16 protein-coding genes and 2 pseudogenes are annotated in these 19,373 nt (G+C 66.7%); 10 read left to right on the top strand and 8 right to left on the bottom strand.

Going from position 1 to position 19,373, the window contains the following annotated elements:
* Positions 1 to 18: 18 nt before the first annotated feature.
* The 8 genes and pseudogenes from ACZ7NC_RS35700 to ACZ7NC_RS35665 form a co-directional block, all read right to left on the bottom strand.
* Positions 19 to 432: pseudogene (locus ACZ7NC_RS35700) on the bottom strand (carboxyl transferase domain-containing protein); the annotation flags it as partial.
* A gap of 241 nt (positions 433 to 673) precedes the next feature.
* The gene (locus ACZ7NC_RS35695; RefSeq protein WP_471494628.1) at positions 674 to 1,225 is read right to left on the bottom strand and encodes an NAD(P)H-dependent oxidoreductase; all 552 of its coding nucleotides are present in this window, start codon (positions 1,223 to 1,225) and stop codon (positions 674 to 676) included.
* 182 nt (positions 1,226 to 1,407) lie between these two features.
* Complete coding sequence (locus ACZ7NC_RS35690) at positions 1,408 to 2,391, bottom strand: transposase family protein (RefSeq protein ID WP_471494626.1); 984 nt, start codon at positions 2,389 to 2,391, stop codon at positions 1,408 to 1,410.
* Between the two features lie 290 nt (positions 2,392 to 2,681).
* Positions 2,682 to 3,011: an OB-fold protein gene (locus ACZ7NC_RS35685; RefSeq protein ID WP_471494624.1), complete on the bottom strand. Its 330-nt coding sequence runs from the start codon at positions 3,009 to 3,011 to the stop codon at positions 2,682 to 2,684.
* Between the two features lie 560 nt (positions 3,012 to 3,571).
* Positions 3,572 to 4,435, bottom strand: coding sequence for an oxidoreductase (locus tag ACZ7NC_RS35680; RefSeq protein ID WP_471494622.1), 864 nt, complete (start codon positions 4,433 to 4,435; stop codon positions 3,572 to 3,574).
* Between the two features lie 286 nt (positions 4,436 to 4,721).
* Positions 4,722 to 5,831 (bottom strand): hypothetical protein, encoded by a 1,110-nt coding sequence (locus tag ACZ7NC_RS35675; protein WP_471494620.1) that lies wholly within the window; start codon positions 5,829 to 5,831, stop codon positions 4,722 to 4,724.
* Between the two features lie 13 nt (positions 5,832 to 5,844).
* Positions 5,845 to 7,254, bottom strand: a complete 1,410-nt coding sequence (locus tag ACZ7NC_RS35670) for an FAD-dependent oxidoreductase (protein WP_471494618.1) — start codon at positions 7,252 to 7,254, stop codon at positions 5,845 to 5,847.
* A gap of 406 nt (positions 7,255 to 7,660) precedes the next feature.
* A pseudogene (locus ACZ7NC_RS35665) lies at positions 7,661 to 8,456 on the bottom strand (IS5 family transposase).
* A 358-nt stretch (positions 8,457 to 8,814) separates the two neighbouring features.
* On the opposite strand from ACZ7NC_RS35665, the gene ACZ7NC_RS35660 reads away from it, so the two are divergent.
* The 10 genes from ACZ7NC_RS35660 to ACZ7NC_RS35615 all read left to right on the top strand — a co-directional run bounded on the left by ACZ7NC_RS35660 (position 8,815) and on the right by ACZ7NC_RS35615 (position 19,082).
* Positions 8,815 to 9,324: a PhzA/PhzB family protein gene (locus tag ACZ7NC_RS35660; RefSeq protein WP_471494616.1), complete on the top strand. Its 510-nt coding sequence runs from the start codon at positions 8,815 to 8,817 to the stop codon at positions 9,322 to 9,324.
* Between the two features lie 47 nt (positions 9,325 to 9,371).
* Positions 9,372 to 10,538 (top strand): 3-deoxy-7-phosphoheptulonate synthase, encoded by a 1,167-nt coding sequence (locus tag ACZ7NC_RS35655; protein WP_471494614.1) that lies wholly within the window; start codon positions 9,372 to 9,374, stop codon positions 10,536 to 10,538.
* A 24-nt stretch (positions 10,539 to 10,562) separates the two neighbouring features.
* On the top strand, positions 10,563 to 11,186 hold the full coding sequence (locus tag ACZ7NC_RS35650; RefSeq protein WP_471494612.1) for an isochorismatase family protein: 624 nt from the start codon (positions 10,563 to 10,565) through the stop codon (positions 11,184 to 11,186).
* The gene (locus ACZ7NC_RS35645) at positions 11,183 to 13,048 is read left to right on the top strand and encodes an anthranilate synthase family protein (protein ID WP_471494610.1); all 1,866 of its coding nucleotides are present in this window, start codon (positions 11,183 to 11,185) and stop codon (positions 13,046 to 13,048) included. Before ACZ7NC_RS35650 ends, ACZ7NC_RS35645 begins: the two co-directional genes overlap by 4 nt.
* Positions 13,045 to 13,398 carry a hypothetical protein gene (locus tag ACZ7NC_RS35640; RefSeq protein WP_471494608.1) on the top strand — a complete coding sequence of 118 codons (354 nt, stop codon included), beginning with the start codon at positions 13,045 to 13,047 and terminating at the stop codon, positions 13,396 to 13,398. The genes ACZ7NC_RS35645 and ACZ7NC_RS35640 overlap by 4 nt, the downstream gene beginning before the upstream one ends.
* Positions 13,399 to 13,409: 11 nt before the next feature.
* On the top strand, positions 13,410 to 14,231 hold the full coding sequence (locus ACZ7NC_RS35635) for a PhzF family phenazine biosynthesis protein (protein WP_471494606.1): 822 nt from the start codon (positions 13,410 to 13,412) through the stop codon (positions 14,229 to 14,231).
* Between the two features lie 13 nt (positions 14,232 to 14,244).
* The gene (gene phzG, locus ACZ7NC_RS35630; RefSeq protein ID WP_471494604.1) at positions 14,245 to 14,883 is read left to right on the top strand and encodes a phenazine biosynthesis FMN-dependent oxidase PhzG; all 639 of its coding nucleotides are present in this window, start codon (positions 14,245 to 14,247) and stop codon (positions 14,881 to 14,883) included.
* A 105-nt stretch (positions 14,884 to 14,988) separates the two neighbouring features.
* Positions 14,989 to 16,089 (top strand): phenylacetate--CoA ligase family protein, encoded by a 1,101-nt coding sequence (locus tag ACZ7NC_RS35625; protein WP_471494602.1) that lies wholly within the window; start codon positions 14,989 to 14,991, stop codon positions 16,087 to 16,089.
* Entirely contained in the window at positions 16,089 to 17,453 is a 1,365-nt protein-coding gene (locus ACZ7NC_RS35620; protein ID WP_471494600.1) for an aldehyde dehydrogenase family protein, read from the top strand. The genes ACZ7NC_RS35625 and ACZ7NC_RS35620 overlap by 1 nt, the downstream gene beginning before the upstream one ends.
* 114 nt (positions 17,454 to 17,567) lie before the next feature.
* Positions 17,568 to 19,082, top strand: coding sequence for a GMC family oxidoreductase (locus ACZ7NC_RS35615; protein ID WP_471494598.1), 1,515 nt, complete (start codon positions 17,568 to 17,570; stop codon positions 19,080 to 19,082).
* The last annotated feature ends 291 nt before the right edge of the window (positions 19,083 to 19,373 follow it).

Genomic DNA, 19,373 nt, shown 5'->3' with positions numbered 1-19,373 from the left:
GCTGCCCCTTCGGTGCGCTCACTGGGGTGGGTTGCCGTGCTTGCGGGCGGGCAGGTCCGCGTGCTTGGTGCGGAGCATCTGCAGGGAGCGGATGAGCACCTCGCGGGTGGCGGCGGGGTCGATCACGTCATCGACCAGGCCGCGCTCGGCGGCGTAGTAGGGGTGCATCAGCTCGTCCTTGTACTGCTGCACCATCTCCACGCGCTTGGCCTCCGGATCGTCCGCGGCGGCGATCTCGCGGCGGAAGATGACGTTGGCGGCGCCCTCGGCGCCCATCACCGCGATCTCGTTGGTTGGCCAGGCGAACGCGAGGTCCGCGCCGACCGAGCGCGAGTCCATGACGATGCGGCCGTGCTCCTGGTCCACGCCCGGCAGGAAGCCGGGCACGTCCAGCAGGGTGACCAGCGGGATGTTGAAGGCGTCGCACAGCTGCCCTGCGGGTGACCTGCACGGACGGCATTATCGGCAAGCACAGGGGGAGTTGGTTCGGCCGCCGCCCGTAGGGTTTCAAGGCTGCTTCACCGAACCTGAGTCGAGCTTCCTTCGCTGAACTCCCGTCGAGTTCGGCGAAGGAAGCGGCGGTGACATGCAGGAACGCGCGGCCCGGGGCTGGGCCCCAGAGTAAACATCGTGATTAATCGTGAAGACTCTTAGAATTCACGAATAATCGAGGTCAGCCGACCGGCGTCTCACCGGTCGCGATGAGCCTGCGGTATTCCTTGGCGTTCAGGACGAGGTCCTCGTCCAGCGGGTCGAAGATCATGCCGTAGATGGAGTGAAAACCCTGATAGTCAAGCTGGCAGAACTCCAGCGTTTGAGAGACCGGGGCGAGGTACTCCTCGAGGGTCCGTCGGGCGAGGCCTTCCGCGGCGTAGGTCTCCAGGGTGCTGCCGACCGTGACGGCAAGCCAAGCCTTCTTGCCCTGCAGCGCGGAGGCGGAACCGTCGAAGGTGAAGGCGAAACCGTGAACCAGCACCGCGTCGAACCAGGCCTTGAGCAGCGGGGTTACGCTGTACCAGTAGACCGGGAACTGGAGAACGACGGTGTCGTGCTCACGCAGCAGCTGCTGCTCGCGTGCGGCATCGATCTTGAAATCGGGGTAGGTCTCGTAGAGGTCGTGGACGGTGACGTTGTCCAAGTCCTTGATCCCGGCGAGCCAGGTGGCGTTGCCACGGGATTCCGCGAGGTTCGGGTGGGCGACAATGACGAGGGTGCGATTGGTCACTGACTGTTCCATTTCTCGTGTAGGACGCGAACCCGTGTGCATCCTCACTGTCAATGCTGGCGAGGGGGTCGGCCGTGTCCGCGGTCATGCGTTCTTCTCGAGCGCTTTGAAAGGGCGATCGTTTCGGAACGAGCGGCTGTGTCTCTGTAAGTAAAGGCAGTCGTTGATCCGAGCGGCGTTTGTCACGCAATATTGACGGACTCGTTCCACCGGCGACCGTCCCGGTGGTGGATATTCACGCGCACCCCCAACGCCCCCAGGGCTTCGGCGCAGTCGGGATGTGTCCGGTTTGTGATCGTCCGAGGCGTGGTGCAGGGCTTCGACCTGCCAGTGCCCTTGATCAGTTTGGCGAGCTGGGCGGGGGTGGCCTGTTCGGCCGTCAGGCTGGTGACCGCGTAGGCGGTGGTGATCGTGGTCTTGCCGGTCTTGCGGTCGGTGCGCCGCCGTTTGCTCTGGATGGCCTGCCGGGCCCCGGGGAACAGCAGGTTGTTCACGGTGGCCACCTTGATCCGGCGGATCTCCGCGCGGCCGTGGCCTGGGCCCCGGACCCGGCCCTGGAGCGGGATGTCCTTCCAGGGAAGGGACTTGAGCTGCCTGCGGAGCTTCTGGGTGTGCAGGGCGTCGGCGGTCACCACGACCCCCGGCGAGGTCGGCGACCGTGTCCAGCAGCGGCTGGAGCGGGTGATCCCGCTGGTCTTGTCGCCGACGTCGAGCTGGGCCAGGACCAGGCCGACGGCGTGGTCCAGAGCGGCGAGCAGGTGGCTCTTCCGGCCGCCGGCCTTCGCGGCGCCCCGCAGGCTCTTGCCGTCCACGGGCAGCGCGCGCGGCCCGGCCGTATGGGGGTCGCGGTCCGCGAGCCAGCGCCCGACCGCCGCGTCGAGGGCGTCGCCGTCGATCCGGGCCGGCAGCCGCCGTACCGCGGACTCGGAGGGCCGTTGCCGGGCGGGGAGCACCGGATCGGGGCGGACGCCGAGCTGGGCGAGCACGTGGGCGGGCGCGTCGGCGATCCACTCGCCTACCGCCAACAGGAAGGTGGCCCCGGCCAGGACCGCGCACGCGGCCAGGGCGAGGACGACGGCCGGCGGGTGGCGCACCCCGCCCGGATCACGCGGGTCCGGCACCTCGGCGAGACGTTCCAGCAGGCCCGGGGCCTCGCCGAGTAGCACCGGCGCTGCCTCGCGGAGCCGGTCAAGAGCGGGCGATATCGGCGATGATGCGCAGCAGGCACGGTCTTTCACTCGGATCACGGGGCGTAGAAAAGCCCATGATCCGGGAGACCGTGCCTGTCACGCTTCCCGGCCCGCCCTGCCCGACAGACCGTCACGGACCGGACCCTGCCGACTTTGCCGAAGCCCTGCCAGGCGAAACAGTGCATGCCGAGCAGGCTATGGATCAAGCTTGGATCGACCTCACGTGTGCCGGTCGTCTGCCGCTCCGGGAAATGGCCCGCAGGGACTCATGGGGTGAGGAGTTCGCACTCCTTGATGACCAGCACCGTTCCGTCCTCGCTGAAGACCCGGCATTCTCCCTTGACGGTGACGGGGACGCCCAGGGGGACGCTTCGCACAAGCCGGAATGATTCCTTAATTCGGTGGTCAAACGGCAGCACGAAGATGGCGAGGTGGGGGCCTCCGGGGGCATCTGACACATCCACCACCGGCGTACCATATTGGCTTTCGCCCGTTCGGATTGAGATTCCCTCGAGAGTGAGGAATTTCCCATAGTAGGCACGCTCGGCGGCGGCGCGGTCCGCGGTGAATTCGTTGTGGAGGTCTCGAATTTTCATTGGTTGCCGCCTTCTCTAGTGTCGCGTGATCCTGCTGGTCTTATTCGAGTTGTCGTCGACTAGTGCTCGGCGCCTGAGATCTTCTTACGGTGCGGAGCTTGGCGTTGAGGTTTTGACCGAAGTGTAGGTGCCGCGGTGGATGGCTTGTCGTTCGTACGCAAACAGAAGGAATGCGGCTGGTCGGTGAAAGTTCGTGAGGTGTGCTGGTCAGACGGCTTGTTCGATGGGTGGCATCCAGAGGTTGCCGGTGAAGGCGCGGTGGATGGCGTCGAAGGCGCTCAGCCCGTGCCTTCGGGCGGAGTCGAGGTAGGAACGCACGGCGAGCCAGGCCGTCGCACCGTCGGCGGACTGGTGCCAGCCGGAGAAAGCTCCGCAGGCAGCTCAAGTCCCTTCCCTGGAAGGACATCCCGCTCCAGGGCCGGGTCCGGGGCACGGGCCACGGCCGCGCGGAGATCCGCCGGATCAAGGTGGCCACCGTGAACAACCTGCTGTTCCCAGGACGCATCCCGACTACGCCGAAGCCCTGCCAATGCCCTGCGCCGGAATAAGGGCCCACAGGGTCACTGCCCGATGGTGTTGAGTTCGGCGATCGCCTCGTCGGGCAGTTGCAGGTCAGCCGCGGCGATGTTCTCCCGCAGGTGAGCGACGCGGGAGGTTCCCGGGATCAGCACCGTCGACGGCGAGCGCTGCAGCAGCCAGGCGAGCGCCACCTGCTGCTCGGAGGCGTCGAGGCGGCGGGCGACGTCGCGCAGGATCCGTGACCGCAGTGGGTCGAATCCGCCGCCGAGGGGGAAGAACGCGGCGTAGGCGATGTTCTCCGCGGCGCAGCGGTCGACGAGGTCGTCGTCGGCGCGGTCGACCAGGTTGTACCGGTTCTGCACGGTGACCACGGGAGCGATGGCCTGGGCCTCGGTGAGCTGGGCATCGGTGATCCCGCTGAGGCCGAGGTGACGGATCAGGCCCTGCTCCCGCAGGCCGGCCAAGGCGGCGAACGGCTCGGCGATGGAGGACCCGTCACCGTCGAATGCGGCCGTGCGCAGGTTGACCACGTCCAGGGTCTCCAGGCCGAGATGCCGGAGATTCTCGTGGACCTGGGCCTTGAGGTCGGCGGGGTCCAGGGAGGTGATCCAGCCGCCGGTGGCGCTGCGGCGGACGCCGACCTTGGTGACGATGTGCAGACCGGCCGGGTAGGGGTGCAGGGCCTCCTTGATCAGTTTGTTGACGACAGTCGGCCCGTAGAAGTCGCTGGTGTCGATGTGGGTGATGCCGAGCTCGACCGCTGCGCGCAGCACGGCGATCGCCCGAGTGCGATCCCTGGGCGGGCCGAAGACACCGGGACCGGTCAGCTGCATCGCGCCGTATCCCATCCGAGTGACGCTCAGGTCGTCGGCGAGGGTTAACGTCTGCAGGGCGGGGCTACTCATCCGAAGGCCTCTCGGGTTTGTTCGTGGCAACGTTGCGGACCGCTCGGTGCGTCCACTGGGTACGTTTCCATGTGTGCGACGGGGGCAGGGACGCGGTCGGGTGGCCAGGAGCGCGAGCCCCTGGCCACCCGACTGATAGAAGACGAGCGGGCCCTGACTATTCGTGAAATCTTCGAGTCTTTCACAAATAGTCGAGTCATTTACTCTGAGGCCGAGCCTCAGACCCCCCGTTCTTGCACGTCACCGCCGCTTTCTTGGCTGCAGATACTAGCGGCACACCGGCGGATCACGCGACGGACGTTGCCGGCTCGCCTCCGGTAGCCGCCTTGACGGTGTCATCCTGGGAAGACGTTCGGACCGTCGCGAAGTTGAACGCCTTGTCGCGAATGGTGATCGTCCACGAGAGGCCGGACCTCTCGCCCACGGTAAGTCCCAACACGATGAGCGGCATATGCCACTCGTACTTCACGAGCGTGCCCTGGTCCGCATCGGCGTCCGAGCCGTCGTGCGCCGATACATTGCCGTAGTTGTTGACGGCAAAGACGTCAGGCGTGGCAATCATCTTCCCGATTCTGGCCTGGCCGGCTTCAATGAAGTCTTCTCGCCGCTCGACGCCAGACAGTGCGTCTATCTGCCGTTGCTCCTCGGCGCGATAGTAGTCACGGATCTGGATTCCCGTGCTTTGCGCGATGACGCTTCGCGGCACCGTCAGAAACCGAAGCGTGTTGCCAAGGGGCAGCTTCGGCGAGTAGAGACTGTTCTTGAGGACGAACATGTTTGCGCTGTCGCGGTCAAGGAAATCCGCCTTCATTTTTTCCATGAAGGGGCCGATCTTGACCGGCGAGGCAGAGCCTTCGGTGAACGTGACGGGCAGTTCTTTGCTCGCACCGGAGGGCGAAGTCTGAGCGGGCGGCAAGAAGTCTGCCAGCTCATCAGCCCGGATCTCCAACTCTGCGAGACCTTGGGCGATCTGGAAGCCGTCCTGCCGAGTCTTCAGGGTCTTCATCAGCGCCTGGTGGAATCGGAAGACCTTGTATCCGTCCTGCAGCGGAAACGGAATACACGTAAAGATTCCCTGCAGGTGCGGATCGGAGCGATAGGTGACGGAGGCGAGCAGGAAGCTGTCGTAGTAGCTTTCGTACCTTTCCGCGAGGAGCCCCTGGAAGGACGAGAGGGGGAAATCCTCAGGAGTGTCGAAGGTCAGCTCCACCAGGTGGCACTTGGAGAAGAGCGGATTCCCCCGGAAGAAGTGCTTCATGGCCTCCTCGAACTCGGTGAGATCGAAGGCCCTGTCAACCTTGTACGTTGAGAGCGCCGGAAAGAACTGCGACGCATCGATGAACGGGAAGGTGGTCAGGGAGAGCCGAAGGATTTTGTCGGCGATGGAGACGGGCATTTGGTTACCTCCATTAGCTGGTGTGTGCCGGGAAGCGCCGTCGGCGATTTCCCGTCAAAACGCGCCACATGATGCCCGGGGTGCACAATGCTGTCGGCGGTTCAAGCAAGTACTGGACTTTCAGGAATTTCTCGGCCACGACCATGTCCGTCTCGGCTGCGGCGAGCACCTTGTCCATGTAGGAGTTGATGAGCCGCACGGGAAGCGGCCTCGGGCCTTCGATCTGAGGCAGGGCCAGGTCACTGCCGGTCGCCATCTTCCAGGCGACGCCGATGGGTTTGGCGGCCTTGCGGAAGAATCGTTGCCCGACCTGATCCAGGTCACCGCTCAGCGAGTCACGCAGCGCCATCGCCTGGAGCGAAGCCACCGTCATCCCCTGGGCGTAGATGGGGTTGAAGCTGGATATCGCATCGCCCACCACCAGCAGCCTGCGCGGGAATCGGGTCAGCTTCTCATAGCGACGGCGCACGCTCGCCGGGAACCGGTGCGCGGAAATCTCGCTGAGCGGCTCAGCGTCGCGGATCGCCGCGAAGACGTGTTCGGGAACCAACGGCCTGGCGAACTCCACCCACCCGGCAGGGTCGGTCGGCGGATGGTGGTCGCGGTAACCGATCAGCGTCAGGACCCAGCGGCCGTCCTCTTCCTCCAGGAATTCCGCGCCCTTGGGGCTCCCCGGTGCGTGCCCGATGATCACGACCTTCTCACGGCCCATCGAACCAGGGGCCGGCCGCAGATACCGGCTGGTGTACATGATGTCGACGTCGATACGCTCCTCGACCGGCGGCTCGTATCCCATCTCGACCAGCCACTTGGTGGTCCGTCCGGACCGGCCGGTCGCGTCCACCACCAGATCGGCGGGGATCACATCCTCGGAGCCGCTGCCCACGTACCTGACACGCACACCGGTGACAGCGCCATTGTCCGAGGTGGTCTCGAGGCCGGTGACCTGGCACTCGTCGATGAGCTTGATCTTCGCAAGATCCCCGATCCGGGCGCGGAGCCGACTCTCCAAATGCGGCCGGCTCGGCTGGTAGGTGCGGGACAGATCGGCGTACTCGCCGTCCATGCACAACAAGTGCCCGCCCAAGCTCATCCGCAGCTCGGCAGGTCCGTCGATGACGGGCGCGCCACCGGCAACGAAGTCGTCGAGTATCCCGGGGAACAGCTCCTCGAAGATCTTCGCACCCTTGGAGAGCAGGCCATGAGCGTGGCGGCCCTGCGGCACACCTCGCCGCTGCGTCCGCTGCCCCTCCGGCAGCTGGTCACGCTCCACCACCGTTACCCGGTCGAATGCCTCGGAGAGCACCCGGGCGGCAAGTAGACCCGAGATACTCGCTCCCAGCACCACCGCATGTTCACCAATACGCTTCACTGGAATTCCTTCTGGTTGGGCAAAGTGTCTTGTGTGGGGTATGTCATGCAAGATATGGGTGATCGCGGCCGATGCTCGGGCGTTAGTTTCCCGAATCCTTCGATTTGGAAATCATCGAAGTGTGGGGTGCGCAGCGCACCGCGAACATAAGTGCCCCATAGGTTTGGCCACCGCACGTGGCGCACGTATTGGCTTGTTCGTTCCATCGAGCGCGGCTCGCGTGGCCGAAATTCACGTCGGATGCGAGGCTCCAGCGCGTGCCGACGGCCACGCCGACGGCACGTGTCCGGGCACCGGTGCCGATCAGGAGCTCCGGGCTGCCGGTAGTAGTGGTCGCGGGCGTCCCTCATAGAGGGGACAGGAGTGCAGGCCGGCAGGCGGGCCGACTCCCGGACGGTCGGCTGACCGTCGCTCTGAGCCCCGATCGGTGAATCGGGGCTCAGAGCTCGTAACACGATCATGGTGTCGGCTTGTTGATCCTTCGCCAGTAGATGAGGGCGCATGCGAGGGAGACGAGTGAGTCGTGGAGGTCGAGGCGTCGTTCCCAGCGGGTGGCGAGGCGCTTGAACTGGTGGAGCGGGGCGAAGGTCCGCTCGATGACGTAGCGGAGCTTGCCGAAGCCGCGGAAGCCCGGCTCGCCTCGACGGGAGATGACAGGCAGGACCCGACGCCGGGTCAGCTCGCGTCGGACGTGCCGACTGTCGTCACCCTTGTCACCGGAAAGGGACTCGGGCCGCTTGCGTGGCCGACCCGGTCGGCCGGCCGGGGACAGGGACGCCACCAACCAGGGCGCGCGCGTGCCTCGGTGATGTCGGGGACCTTGCCGCCGGTCGTGATCACTTCCAACGGCGTGCCGCTGCCGTCGCGGATCAATTGGTGTTCGCTGCCCGACTTGCCGCGATCGACCGGCGACGGATCGACCCCGGCACCCCCCTTTTCACGCGCACGTGGGAGGAGTCCCCGCAGGCTCGCGTCCAGTCGATCCGCCGGGCCGCCTTCAACTCCGTGAGCAGGACCCGGTGGACCTGGTCGAACACTCCCGCTTCCGTCCACCGGCACAGCCGGCGCCAGCAGGTCTGCCCCGAGCCGAAGCCCAGTTCAGGCGGCAACTGCTGCCACGTGATGCCCGTGAACAGCACGAACAGGATCCCCTGCAGGCACAGCCGGTCGTCCACCGGCCGAGGTCCCGGGGAGCGCTCCGGCCACGGCGGCAGGACCGGCTCGATCAGCGCCCACAGCTCGTCATCGACCATCCACGGTGCACCCACACCACCACAACGGACGAATCCTCACACCGGACACGGCCCACCAGTCCACAGCCACAAGATCGTGTTACGAGTGTTCAGGCAGAGTCACGCCCGCCATGGAGCAGATCCCTCAGACGGTGATACTGGCTGGAATTTTTCGATCAGACAGCGGTAATCGGCTTCCCGAACCAGCCAGGGTATGAACAAGATTCCGCCCTACCCGCCGTGCGCGGGAGGGGGGCTCAACAGAAATCCGTGAACCAATGCATGACTGTGCGCTTTCGGCGTCGTCATGACTGGTTGTTTCTGCCTGCCCTTGTGCGCGCGGTGATCCCGCTTTACTTCGGCACTACAGGAAGAGCCAATGGTCGACATCACCGGCACCGCTGAAACCACCGATACGCTGTCGAGGTCCCGCGGCGAAGCGGAACTGCGAGCGAGCAACCGTGCCATTGTTGAACAGTACATGAATACCCGCGGGGAGGATCGCCTGCGTCGGCATCTTCTGTTCACCGAAGACGGCACCGGTGGTCTCTGGACAACCGAAACTGGGCAGCCGATCGTCATCACGGGCAGGGACCGACTGGGTGACCACGGCCAATGGTCGCTCAAGTGCTTCCCCGACTGGGTCTGGACGAACATCGAGATCTTCGACACGCAGGACCCCAACCAGTTTTGGGTCGAATGCGACGGCGAGGGAACGATCCGCTTCCCCGACTATCCCGACGGCCACTACCGCAATCACTTCCTGCACTCCTTCCTGTTCGAGAACGGGAAGATCAAGCGCCAGCGCGAGTTCATGAACCCCTGCCAGCAGTTCAGGGCTCTGGGCATCGCCGTCCCCCAGGTCAAGCGGGCCGACATACCGACCTGAACGCCTTTCGCCGGGCGTCTTCTTATCAATCAATGGAGAAGGTCGTTATGGGTAACATCCTTGCCGACATCGAGAGGTCCCAGGCGCGCCATCAGCCCGAATGGGACAATCCCTCACAGGTCGAGCTCGTACGAGCGATGCTGTCATCCGTCACACCGCTGGTGACCGCGGCGCAGGTAGAGAACCTCCGCTCCCGCCTGGCCCGCGTCGCCACCGGCGAGATGCAGGTGCTCCAGGCCGGGGACTGTGCGGAGGACCCAGCCGAGTGCACCGCTGGGCACATTCAAGGCAAGACCGGACTCATCGACCTGCTCGCCCAGAACCTGGAGACCGCCACCGGCAAGCAGACGCTGCGGGTCGGGCGGATCGCGGGGCAGTTCTGCAAGCCCCGCTCCAGCCAGGTCGAAAAACTCGGCGATGACGAACTGCCGTCCTTCTTCGGGCACATGATCAACGGGCCGGAGCCCACCCACGAGAGCAGGCGCCCCGATCCACTGCGCATGCTCACGGGCTACATGGCGGCGCGGGAGATCACGACGCGGCTCGGGTGGGTCGGGTCAGCACCTCGGCTTGACGGGCCTGTTGTCTGGACCAGCCATGAAGCGCTGCTCCTGGACTATGAGATGTCGATGCTCCGAGAGCTCGACGGCGGTCGGCACCTGCTCAGCTCCACCCACTGGCCGTGGATCGGCGAGCGGACCCGGCAGATCGACGGCCCGCACGTCGCACTGCTCGCCCAGGTGGCCAACCCGGTTGCCTGCAAGGTCGGCCCGTCAATGACCGCCGGCGAGATCGTCGAGCTGTGCGACCGGTTGGACCCGGAGCGGGAGCCGGGCCGGCTTTCACTCATCGTGCGCATGGGCGCCGACCTCGTCGCTGACAGGCTGCCCCGGCTCGTCGAGGCTGTGCAGTCGGCCGGGCACCCGGTGATCTGGCTCAGCGACCCGATGCACGGGAACACCGATTGCGCGGCTGACGGCACCAAGTACCGGCTCGTGGAAACCGTCGCCCGGGAAGTCCGCGGCTTCCGGCGGGTCCTGGACCTGGCGGGGGTTCCGGCCGGGGGGCTTCACCTCGAGGCGACCCCCGACGACGTGACCGAGTGCGTGCTGGACACGGCCGAGCTGGGGTCGGGCCCCGTCACCAGCCTGTGTGATCCGCGACTCAACACCCCCCAGGCCATCAAGGTGGTCTCGGCGTGGTCCGAGTACTGAGATTCCTAGAGAGGGAGCCTTGTGATGACGGGAATACCGCCGATCGCGCCTTACAGACTGCCGCCGAGGGATGCGCTGCCGGAAAACACCGTGCGCTGGACCGTCGACCCGGATCGGGCGGTGCTCCTCATCCACGACATGCAGAGCTATTTCCTCAAGCCCTTTGAGGACGGCATGCGCAGCGAATTGGTGAGTAACATCGCCGACCTCAAGAAGCGCTGCGGAGCGCTGGGGGTGCCGGTGGCCTACACCGCCCAGCCCGGCGGGATGACGGACCGGCAGCGTGGGCTCCTGAAGGACTTCTGGGGGCCCGGCATGCGCACTGACGAGACCGAACGCGCGGTCGTTCCCGGAATCGAACCCGACGCGGACGACTGGGTGAGCACGAAATGGCGCTACAGCGCGTTCTTCGGGTCGGAGCTGCTGCAGCGCATGCGCGCGCTACAGCGTGACCAGTTGATCATTTGCGGCGTCTACGCGCACATCGGTGTGCTGTCGACCGCTTTGGAGGCGTTCTCCAACGACATCCAGCCCTTCCTGGTCGCCGACGCGCTCGGCGACTTCTCCGAAGACCGCCACAAGATGACCCTCGAATACGCGGCACGGTGCTGCGCCATGGTGGTCCGAACCGAGGACGTGCTCGCATGAGCGCTTTGCTTGAGCAGGTTCTCGCGCTGGAACTACCCGCCTTCGCGATCATCCACCGTCCCGAAAGCGGCTCCCCCGGCACGCTGGACGTCCTGACCGGCCAGGTGACCGAGTACAAGTCGCTGGACGACATCCCGTTGGCCGACGACTCCGGGCCGGGTCCCACGCTCGACACGCTGGTGCTCGTCCCCTACCGGCAGCTGGCCGACCGCGGCTTCGCCGCGTGGGACGACGCCACGCCCCTGCTCGCGATGAGCCTCACCGCTCGCGACACGGTGCCGGTCGCCGAAGCGCTCGCCGGCTTCCCGCAGGTCCCGACAGAATTGACCGACGGTCACTTCGACATGGACGACGCCGCCTATGCGCAGATGGTGCGTCAGATCGTCACCGAGGAGATCGGCACCGGCGAGGGTGCCAACTTCGTGATGAAGCGCTCGTTCGTCGCGGACATCGGCGACTACTCGCTGACCAGCGCCCTGTCGTTCTTCCGGCGGCTGTTGGAGCGCGAGGAGAAGGCCTACTGGACCTTCATCATCCACACCGGCCGCAACACTCTCGTCGGTGCGACACCGGAGCGCCACGTCTCGCTCACCGGCGGCACGGCCGTCATGAACCCGATCAGCGGCACGTACCGGTATCCGTCCGGCGGCCCCACCTTGCAGGGGGTCATGGAGTTCCTCGCCGACACCAAGGAGACCGACGAGCTCTACATGGTCCTCGACGAGGAACTGAAGATGATGGCCCGGCTGTGCGATGACGGGGGGCGCGTCCACGGGCCGTACCTGAAGGAAATGGCGCGGCTGGCGCACACCGAATACCTGATCGAAGGCAGGACCAGCCGCGATGTGCGCGAGGTCCTGCACGAGACGATGTTCGCCCCGACCGTCACCGGAAGCCCGCTGGAGAGCGCCGCCAAGGTCATCTCGCGCTACGAGCCGAAAGGACGCGGCTACTACAGCGGGGTCGCCGCGCTGATCGGACGGGACGCGGCCGGACAGCAGACACTTGACTCGGCGATCTTGATCCGGACGGCCGACATCGATCCCGGCGGCCGGATGAACATTTCCGTGGGGGCCACACTGGTGCGCCACTCCGACCCGATGGCTGAGGCCGCCGAGACCCACGTCAAGCTGGCGACCCTGCTCAACGCGCTCAAGTCCGACCGTTCATCCGGCTACGGGGCCGACCCGGAGGTCCGCGCCGCCCTGGAGCGCCGCAACGAGGGGATCGCGGACTTCTGGCTCCGGGACAAGGATGACCGCCCGTCGGCCGGAGCCTCGCTGGACGGCATGACGGCACTGGTCGTGGACGCGGAGGACACCTTCACCGCGATGCTCGACCAGCAGTTGCGGTCACTGGGGTTGTCCGTGGAGGTCCGCCGCTTCGACGAGCCGTACGACGTCGCGGCCTACGACCTGACGGTCTTCGGTCCCGGTCCGGGAGATCCGCGGATGACCTCCCACCCCAAGATCGCCAAGCTGCGGCAGTCGATCGACACCGCGCTGGCGAGTCGCCGGCCGATGCTGGCCGTGTGCCTGAGCCATCAGGTGCTCAGCACGAGGCTCGGCTTCGAGCTGCACCGCCGCGAGGTACCCAACCAGGGCGTACAGCGTGAGATCGAACTGTTCGGCGTGCCCGAACGAGTGGGCTTCTACAACACGTTCGCCGCGCACAGCGCGGTGAGCGAGCGAACCGCCGAAGGGATCGGCGTGGTCGAGGTGAGCCGAGACCCGGAGACCGGCGAGGTGAACGCGCTACGCGGGCCGGGCTTCGCCTCGATGCAGTTCCACGCCGAGTCGGTGCTCACCGTCGACGGCCCGCGCATCATCAAAGAGGCGATACAGGGGGTGCTCGGCCGATGAGAGTGGATGTCGTCTGGTGGGACCTGGCCAGGTCCCACCAGACCATCGAATCCCTGGAGAAGGATCTTCGTGACGGCTCCGTCGAGCCGTGGCACGAGGTCAAGGGACTGCGCCTGAAGCTGTGGATCGCCGACCGTGAACGCGGCCGTTGGGGCGCGGTCATGTGGTGGGACTCGGACGTTCCGGCAGATCAGCAGCTGCCCCCCAACCGGGCGGCCGAGCTGATCGGGTACGCACCCGACCACCGCGCCGGCTTCGACGTCGCAGCGGTGGCCGAGGGGATCGACTCGCTCGGCCTCGCCTTCTCCGCCGGGCCCTCGGTACCGGCACAAGCCCTGGAGCGCAGGTAATGCACCGATACATGGTCGTAGACGCTTTTGCCAGCGAGCCCCTGCTGGGCAACCCGGTCGCCGTCTTCTTCGACAGCGAGGATCTGACCGGTGAGACGATGCAACGCATCGCGAAGGAGATGAACCTCTCCGAGGTCACCTTCGTGCTGCCGGCCGAGCAAGACGGCGACGCACGGATCAGGATCTTCACCCCGGTGAACGAACTGCCGTTCGCCGGGCACCCGATGCTCGGCACAGCCTTCGCGCTCGGTCGGACCTGGGGACGCGACAGGCTGCTGCTGGAGACCGCGATGGGTGCTATCCCGTTCGAGCTGGGCACCCGCGACGGCGCCGCGTGGGTCCAGATGGAGCAGCCGGTTCCCAGTTCGAAGCCCTACGATCTCGCCACGGAACTCCTGGCCGCACTCGGGGTCGAGTCATCGACGGCCCCGGTCGAGATCTACCACAACGGGCCGCGTCACGTGTTCGTGGGGTTGAGCGACGTCGAGGCGCTTTCCGCTCTCCACCCGGATCATCGCGCCCTCTCGCGCTTCCCCGACATGGCCGCCAACTGCTTCGCCAAGGCATACGGGGGTTGGCGGACGCGGATGTTCTCCCCCGCCTACGGCGTGGTCGAGGACGCGGCGACCGGTTCCGCTGCCGGGCCTCTCGCGATTCACCTGGCCAGACACGGGTTCGCCGAGTACGGGCAGGAGATCGAAATTACCCAGGGAGTGGAAATGGGACGCCCGTCGGTCATGAGGGCGACCGCCGAAGGGGTCGGCGAGTCAATCAGCTCGGTCCACGTCGGCGGGCACGCCGTCATGGTTGCCGAGGGAACAATCAATGTCTAGCGGGGGGCCTTTCATGGACGCGAGTGGATACGAGTCCCTCAGCGGGAAGGTCGACCTCCCCTTCCCCGAGTACGACCAGCCGCCGTCGGAGCCTCTCCAGCTGGTGCGTAGCTGGCTTTCCGAGGCACGGGAAATCGGAGTCCGCGAGCCCAGCGCGCTGGCGCTGGCCACTGCGGACTCCCGCGGCCGCGCCTCCAACCGGATAGTCGCCATCACCGATGTCACCGACCTCGGTCTGGTGTTCACCAGCCACAGCTGCAGCCAGAAGGGACGCGAACTCGCTGCTACGGGGTGGGCGTCGGGTTTGCTGTACTGGCGAGAGACCGGTCAGCAGATCATCGTCTCCGGTCCGGTCGTGCCACTGCCCGACGCCGAGTCGGACGCCCTGTGGTCCGCCCGGCCGATTCCGTTGCACGCCATGTCGACGGTCACCGAGCAGAGCGAGCCGCTGGAGGACGTCGAGGCTCTGCGCGCCAGGGCACGCAGCCTGGAACTGACCGGGGAGCCCCAGCCACGGCCGGAGTTCTTCGTCGGCTACCGGCTGCAGCCCGACGTCGTCGAATTCTGGTCCGCGAGCTCGGACCGGCTGCACCGCAGGCTGCGCTATGACCGCGACTCGCTCGAGTGGCGTACGAGCCGACTGCAACCGTAGTCCCGCTCCTTCGACAAACCCTCCTGGCGCTCACCGCCTTTCACGGCTTCGGCGGCATCGTCGTCGTGCCCGGACACACCCGACCCTTTCCATGAGGAAGAGACAATGCCTCTTACCGCAGACCAGATCCTGGATCTTCCGTTCGACGTCCAGCCCGATCCGGACGAGTTCGTCCGCGCCGCCATGGAGTGGCACTTCAATCCCGAGACCGGCTGCAAGTTCTGGCTGGACCGAGCCGCTACTCTCGGCTTCGATCCGCGAGCCGATGTCAAGACGCACGCGGACCTCCGGCTCTTCCCGAACCTGGCCGCGGAGCTTCGTGACGTCCGTGGCGAGGACCTGATTCCCAGGGGATACGGAAATCAGCCCGACGTGGTCGGGTTCTTCGAAAGCGGCGGCACCACCGGCGCTCCGAAGCGGGTCGTTCTGATGCGGGACTGGCTTGACCGCATGGTGAGCTGGAGCAACGCGAACCTGGACCGCCACGGCGTGCCGCGCGGAGGGAACTGGCTGGGAGTCATCCCGACCGGGCCGCACGTCGTGGGCACCCTGTTCCGGCAGCACGCCGTGACGCACGGCCGCCACGGCTTCACGATCGACCTCGATCCGCGCTGGGTGAAGCGGCTCATCGCCGACCGTCAGTTCGGGCAGGTCGACGCCTACGGCCAGCACCTCATCGACCAGGCCGCCGACATCCTGCGGACGCAGGACATCGGCCTGCTCACCATCACGCCCCCGCTGCTGGAACGGCTGGCCAGGGACGAGAAGCTGGTCGCCCTGGTGAACGAGCGGGTGAAGTGCATCAGGTGGGGAGGCACTCAGATGGACGCCGACTCCCGGCACCTGTTCAAGACCGAGGTGTTCCCCGAGGTCGCGCTGTGCGGCGAGTACGGAAGCACGATGATCATCGGGGTCGCGGGCGAGCGCGCCGGGATCTCCGTCGACGATCCGTGTGTCTTCGACTCGTTCTCCCCCTACGTGACCTTCACGGTCGTCGACCCGAAGAGCCTTGAGCCGGTGCCCTACGGAGAGCGGGGCCGGGTGCTGGTCAACCACATCAGCAAGTCCTTCCTGCTGCCCAGCAACCTGGAACGTGACCTCGCCACTCGGATTCCTCAGGTGAACGGCTTGGTCGGGGACTCGGTCGCCGACATCTCCACGGTCGCGGTCTTCGAGGACGAGGACGTCATCGAGGGGGTTTACTAATGATCGACCTGCCCGCGCTCGGTGCAACGGGTGCCTACCGCTCCAGGAACATACAGACGGTCACCGATGTGGCAGGCACTGCGCTCGCGGAACTGAGCCTCGTGCCGCCGTTGTACGTCAACCGCACCATGGCGGCGCTGCGCCGGGGCGGCATCATGCCGGCCGACGAACGGGCCGACGCGATGATCCGTGCGGCCAAGCTCTTCGCGACCGCGACGATCGACGGCCTGACCGTCGAGGAGTACCAACACGCTGTCAGCAGGGTCGGTGGCGTCCCGATCTCCTCCGTCGTCACGGCGACCACGACGGTCGCCGAGCGGGTGGCGAAGGCTCATGCGAGCGTCCAGTACGCGCGCCCGCGGGGGGCGGTCGACAACTGGCGCGATCCGCTGACGCGGACCGGGCGTTCGGTGTGGACACGGCGCGGAGACGTGTTCGCCGTGCACGCCGCGGGCAACCACCCCGGCACCCACAGCATCTGGCCGGAGGCACTGGCGCTGGGCTACCGCGTCGCGGTCCGCCCGTCGAGCCGCGATCCCTTCACCCCGCACCGGCTCGTGGCGGCACTGCGGAGCGCGGGATTCGCCGACGACCAGGTGGTGCTCCTGCCCACCGACCACGCCGGTGCCGACGCCATCCTGCACGGCGCCGACCTGGGGATGGTGTACGGCGGCGAAGAGGTGACCCGCAAGTACGGCGAGGCCGCGACGGTGCTGCCGCAGGGGCCGGGTCGGTCGAAGATCCTCATCACGGCCGACGTGGACTGGCGCGACCACCTGGACGTGATCGTCTCATCCGTGAGCGGCCACGGCGGGACCGGATGCGTGAACACGACAGCCATCTTCGTGCAGGGCGACCCGACTCCGCTCGCCGAGGCGGTCGCGGCGCGGTTGTCCGCCGCGACCCCCTTGCCGCCCGAGGACGACAAGGCCGTACTCCCCGTACAGCCGGTCGCGGTCGCCAAGGCGATCGAAACGCACCTGCTCAAGAAGGCGGCGGGCGCCCGGACTTGGCTCGGCGGCGACGGCGTCGTGGGCGAACTCGGGGACGGGAGCGCCGCGCTGATGCCGGCCGTCCACCAACTCGACGATCCAGCCGCTCCGCAGGCAGGCGTGGAACTGCCGTTCCCTTGCGTGTGGATCGCGCCGTGGACACCCGAGGCCGGCACGGAGCCGTTGAAGAACACGCTCGTACTCAACGCGATGACCCACGACACCCAGCTCATCGACCGCCTGCTCGGCGAGCCGACCATCAGCAACCTGTACCTGGGAAGCCAGCACACCCACTGGATGGATCCCTCGGTACCGCACGATGGCTACCTGGCCGACTTCCTCATGCGCAACAAGGGTGTCATCCGGAACTGAAAGTGGTTCTGGCAACGCTCACGTTCGCACCGTGAGCGCGGTTCCGATGTCGCCCGCGGCGGCTCGCCACCGGGACACTCCCTCCAACTCCAACGAGATCGAAAGGGTCCTACCTTGTCCCACTCCGTCGAACCGGCCGACGTCCTGATCGTCGGCGGCGGGTCGGCCGGTGCAGTGCTCGCCGCGCGCCTGAGCGAGAACCCCGCCCGGCGCGTCGTGCTGCTCGAGGCCGGGCCGGACTACGGCCCCACCCAGTTCCCCGACGCTCTACTCGACGCCAACCGCATCGCCGATCTCGATCACGACTGGGGATACACCTCACGGGGCGGGCGACTGAGCCCCTCAATGGTCGCCCTGCGCGGCAAGGTGATGGGCGGGAGTTCCGCCGTCAACGCCGGCGCCGCCCTCCGCGCCCGCGCCCGCGACTTCGCCCGCTGGGCCGAGAACGGGCTTGACGACTGGAGCTTCGCCGACGTCCTGCCGTACTTCCGCGCCCTGGAAAACACCCCCACCGGCGAGGACGAGTTTCACGGGCGAAGCGGGCCGATGCCCGTGCGCCAACTGACCGACGCCGAGCTGACCCCCGCGCATCGTGGCTTCATCGACGCCGCAGTCGCCCTTGGCCACAAGCGGATCAACGACTTCAACGGTGCCGAGCAGGACGGCGTCGGAGCCTTCGCGGTCAACGTCCTCGACGGGATCCGACAGAACACCGCACTGGTCTACCTCACCGCTGAGGTGCGCGCTCGCCCGAATCTCACGGTGCACGGTGCCGTCACCGTCGACCGGGTCCTGTTCGACGGTGGCAGTGCGACGGGAGTGGTCACCGCCGACGGGACCGTGCACAATGCCGACGAGGTGATCCTCTCTGCCGGGACCTACGGAAGCGCGGCGATCCTGCTGCGCTCCGGCATCGGCCCCGCCGGCGAACTGGCGTCGCTCGGCATCGAGTCCCTCGCCGACCTACCCGTCGGACAACACCTGCAAGACCACCCCTTCTGCCCCGCGGTCTATGCACTCGCCCCGGGGCGAGGGGAGATGGCTCCGGCCCTCGGCGCGCTGCTGTGGACCGCCTCCAGCGAGGCCGCGGACGGTGAACTCGACCTGAACGTCGTCGCGGTGCATCCCAACGGGGCTCCGTTCATGCCCGCCGGCGGCGTCATCGCCCTGTCCACGGCTCTCGTGCTCCCCGAGGCACAGGGCACGGTGCGCCTCGCCGGCCGCGATCCGCTTGCCCAGCCCTTGATCGACCACAACTACCTCGGCACCGAGCGCGACCGCCGGCGCATGCTCGAAGGCGTACGAATCGCCCGTGATCTGGCCCGTGATCCGGCACTCGCGCCGTCGCTCGCCGGGCTTCTGATGCCGCGCGAACTGCCCGACGACGCCGAGGAACTGACGCGGGTGATCGAATCCAGCCTCTCCATCTACGGTCACCCCACCTCCACCGCCCCCATGGGTGCCGCCGATTCGCCTCAGGCCGTCGTCGACTCCCGCGGAGCCGTGCACGGAATCGCCGCCCTGCGTGTCGTGGACACCTCGATCATTCCGTACGTGCCCTCCAGCGTCACCAACCTCACCACGATCATGATCGCCGAACGCATCGCCCACCTCGTCTACAACCACTGATAGCCATAGGCTGCCGAGCCTCCCTGGCTGAACTCGGCGGGAGTTCAGCCAGGGAGGCTCGGGGCGCGGCGAGCGCCGCATCCGATGGGTGCGGCGGTTCGGCGCACGGATCTGCGGGAGCCGGGGGTGGGATTCCCCCGGGCCACCCGACATTTCGCACGATGCTGAAACCCTGGACTAATCGACTGATGGAGGCTCCGAACCCGCGTCAGGCTGAATTGCTACGCCTGGGGCTGCTGTGCAGGAACGGACTGCAGGTTTTCAGGGTTCTCTGAACAGGACTTGTTTCGA

It is taken from the genome of Streptomyces sp. NPDC111802 (assembly GCF_055634335.1).
Note: the sequence above shows the minus strand (reverse complement) of the source record. Positions and strands in the feature narration are given on the sequence as shown.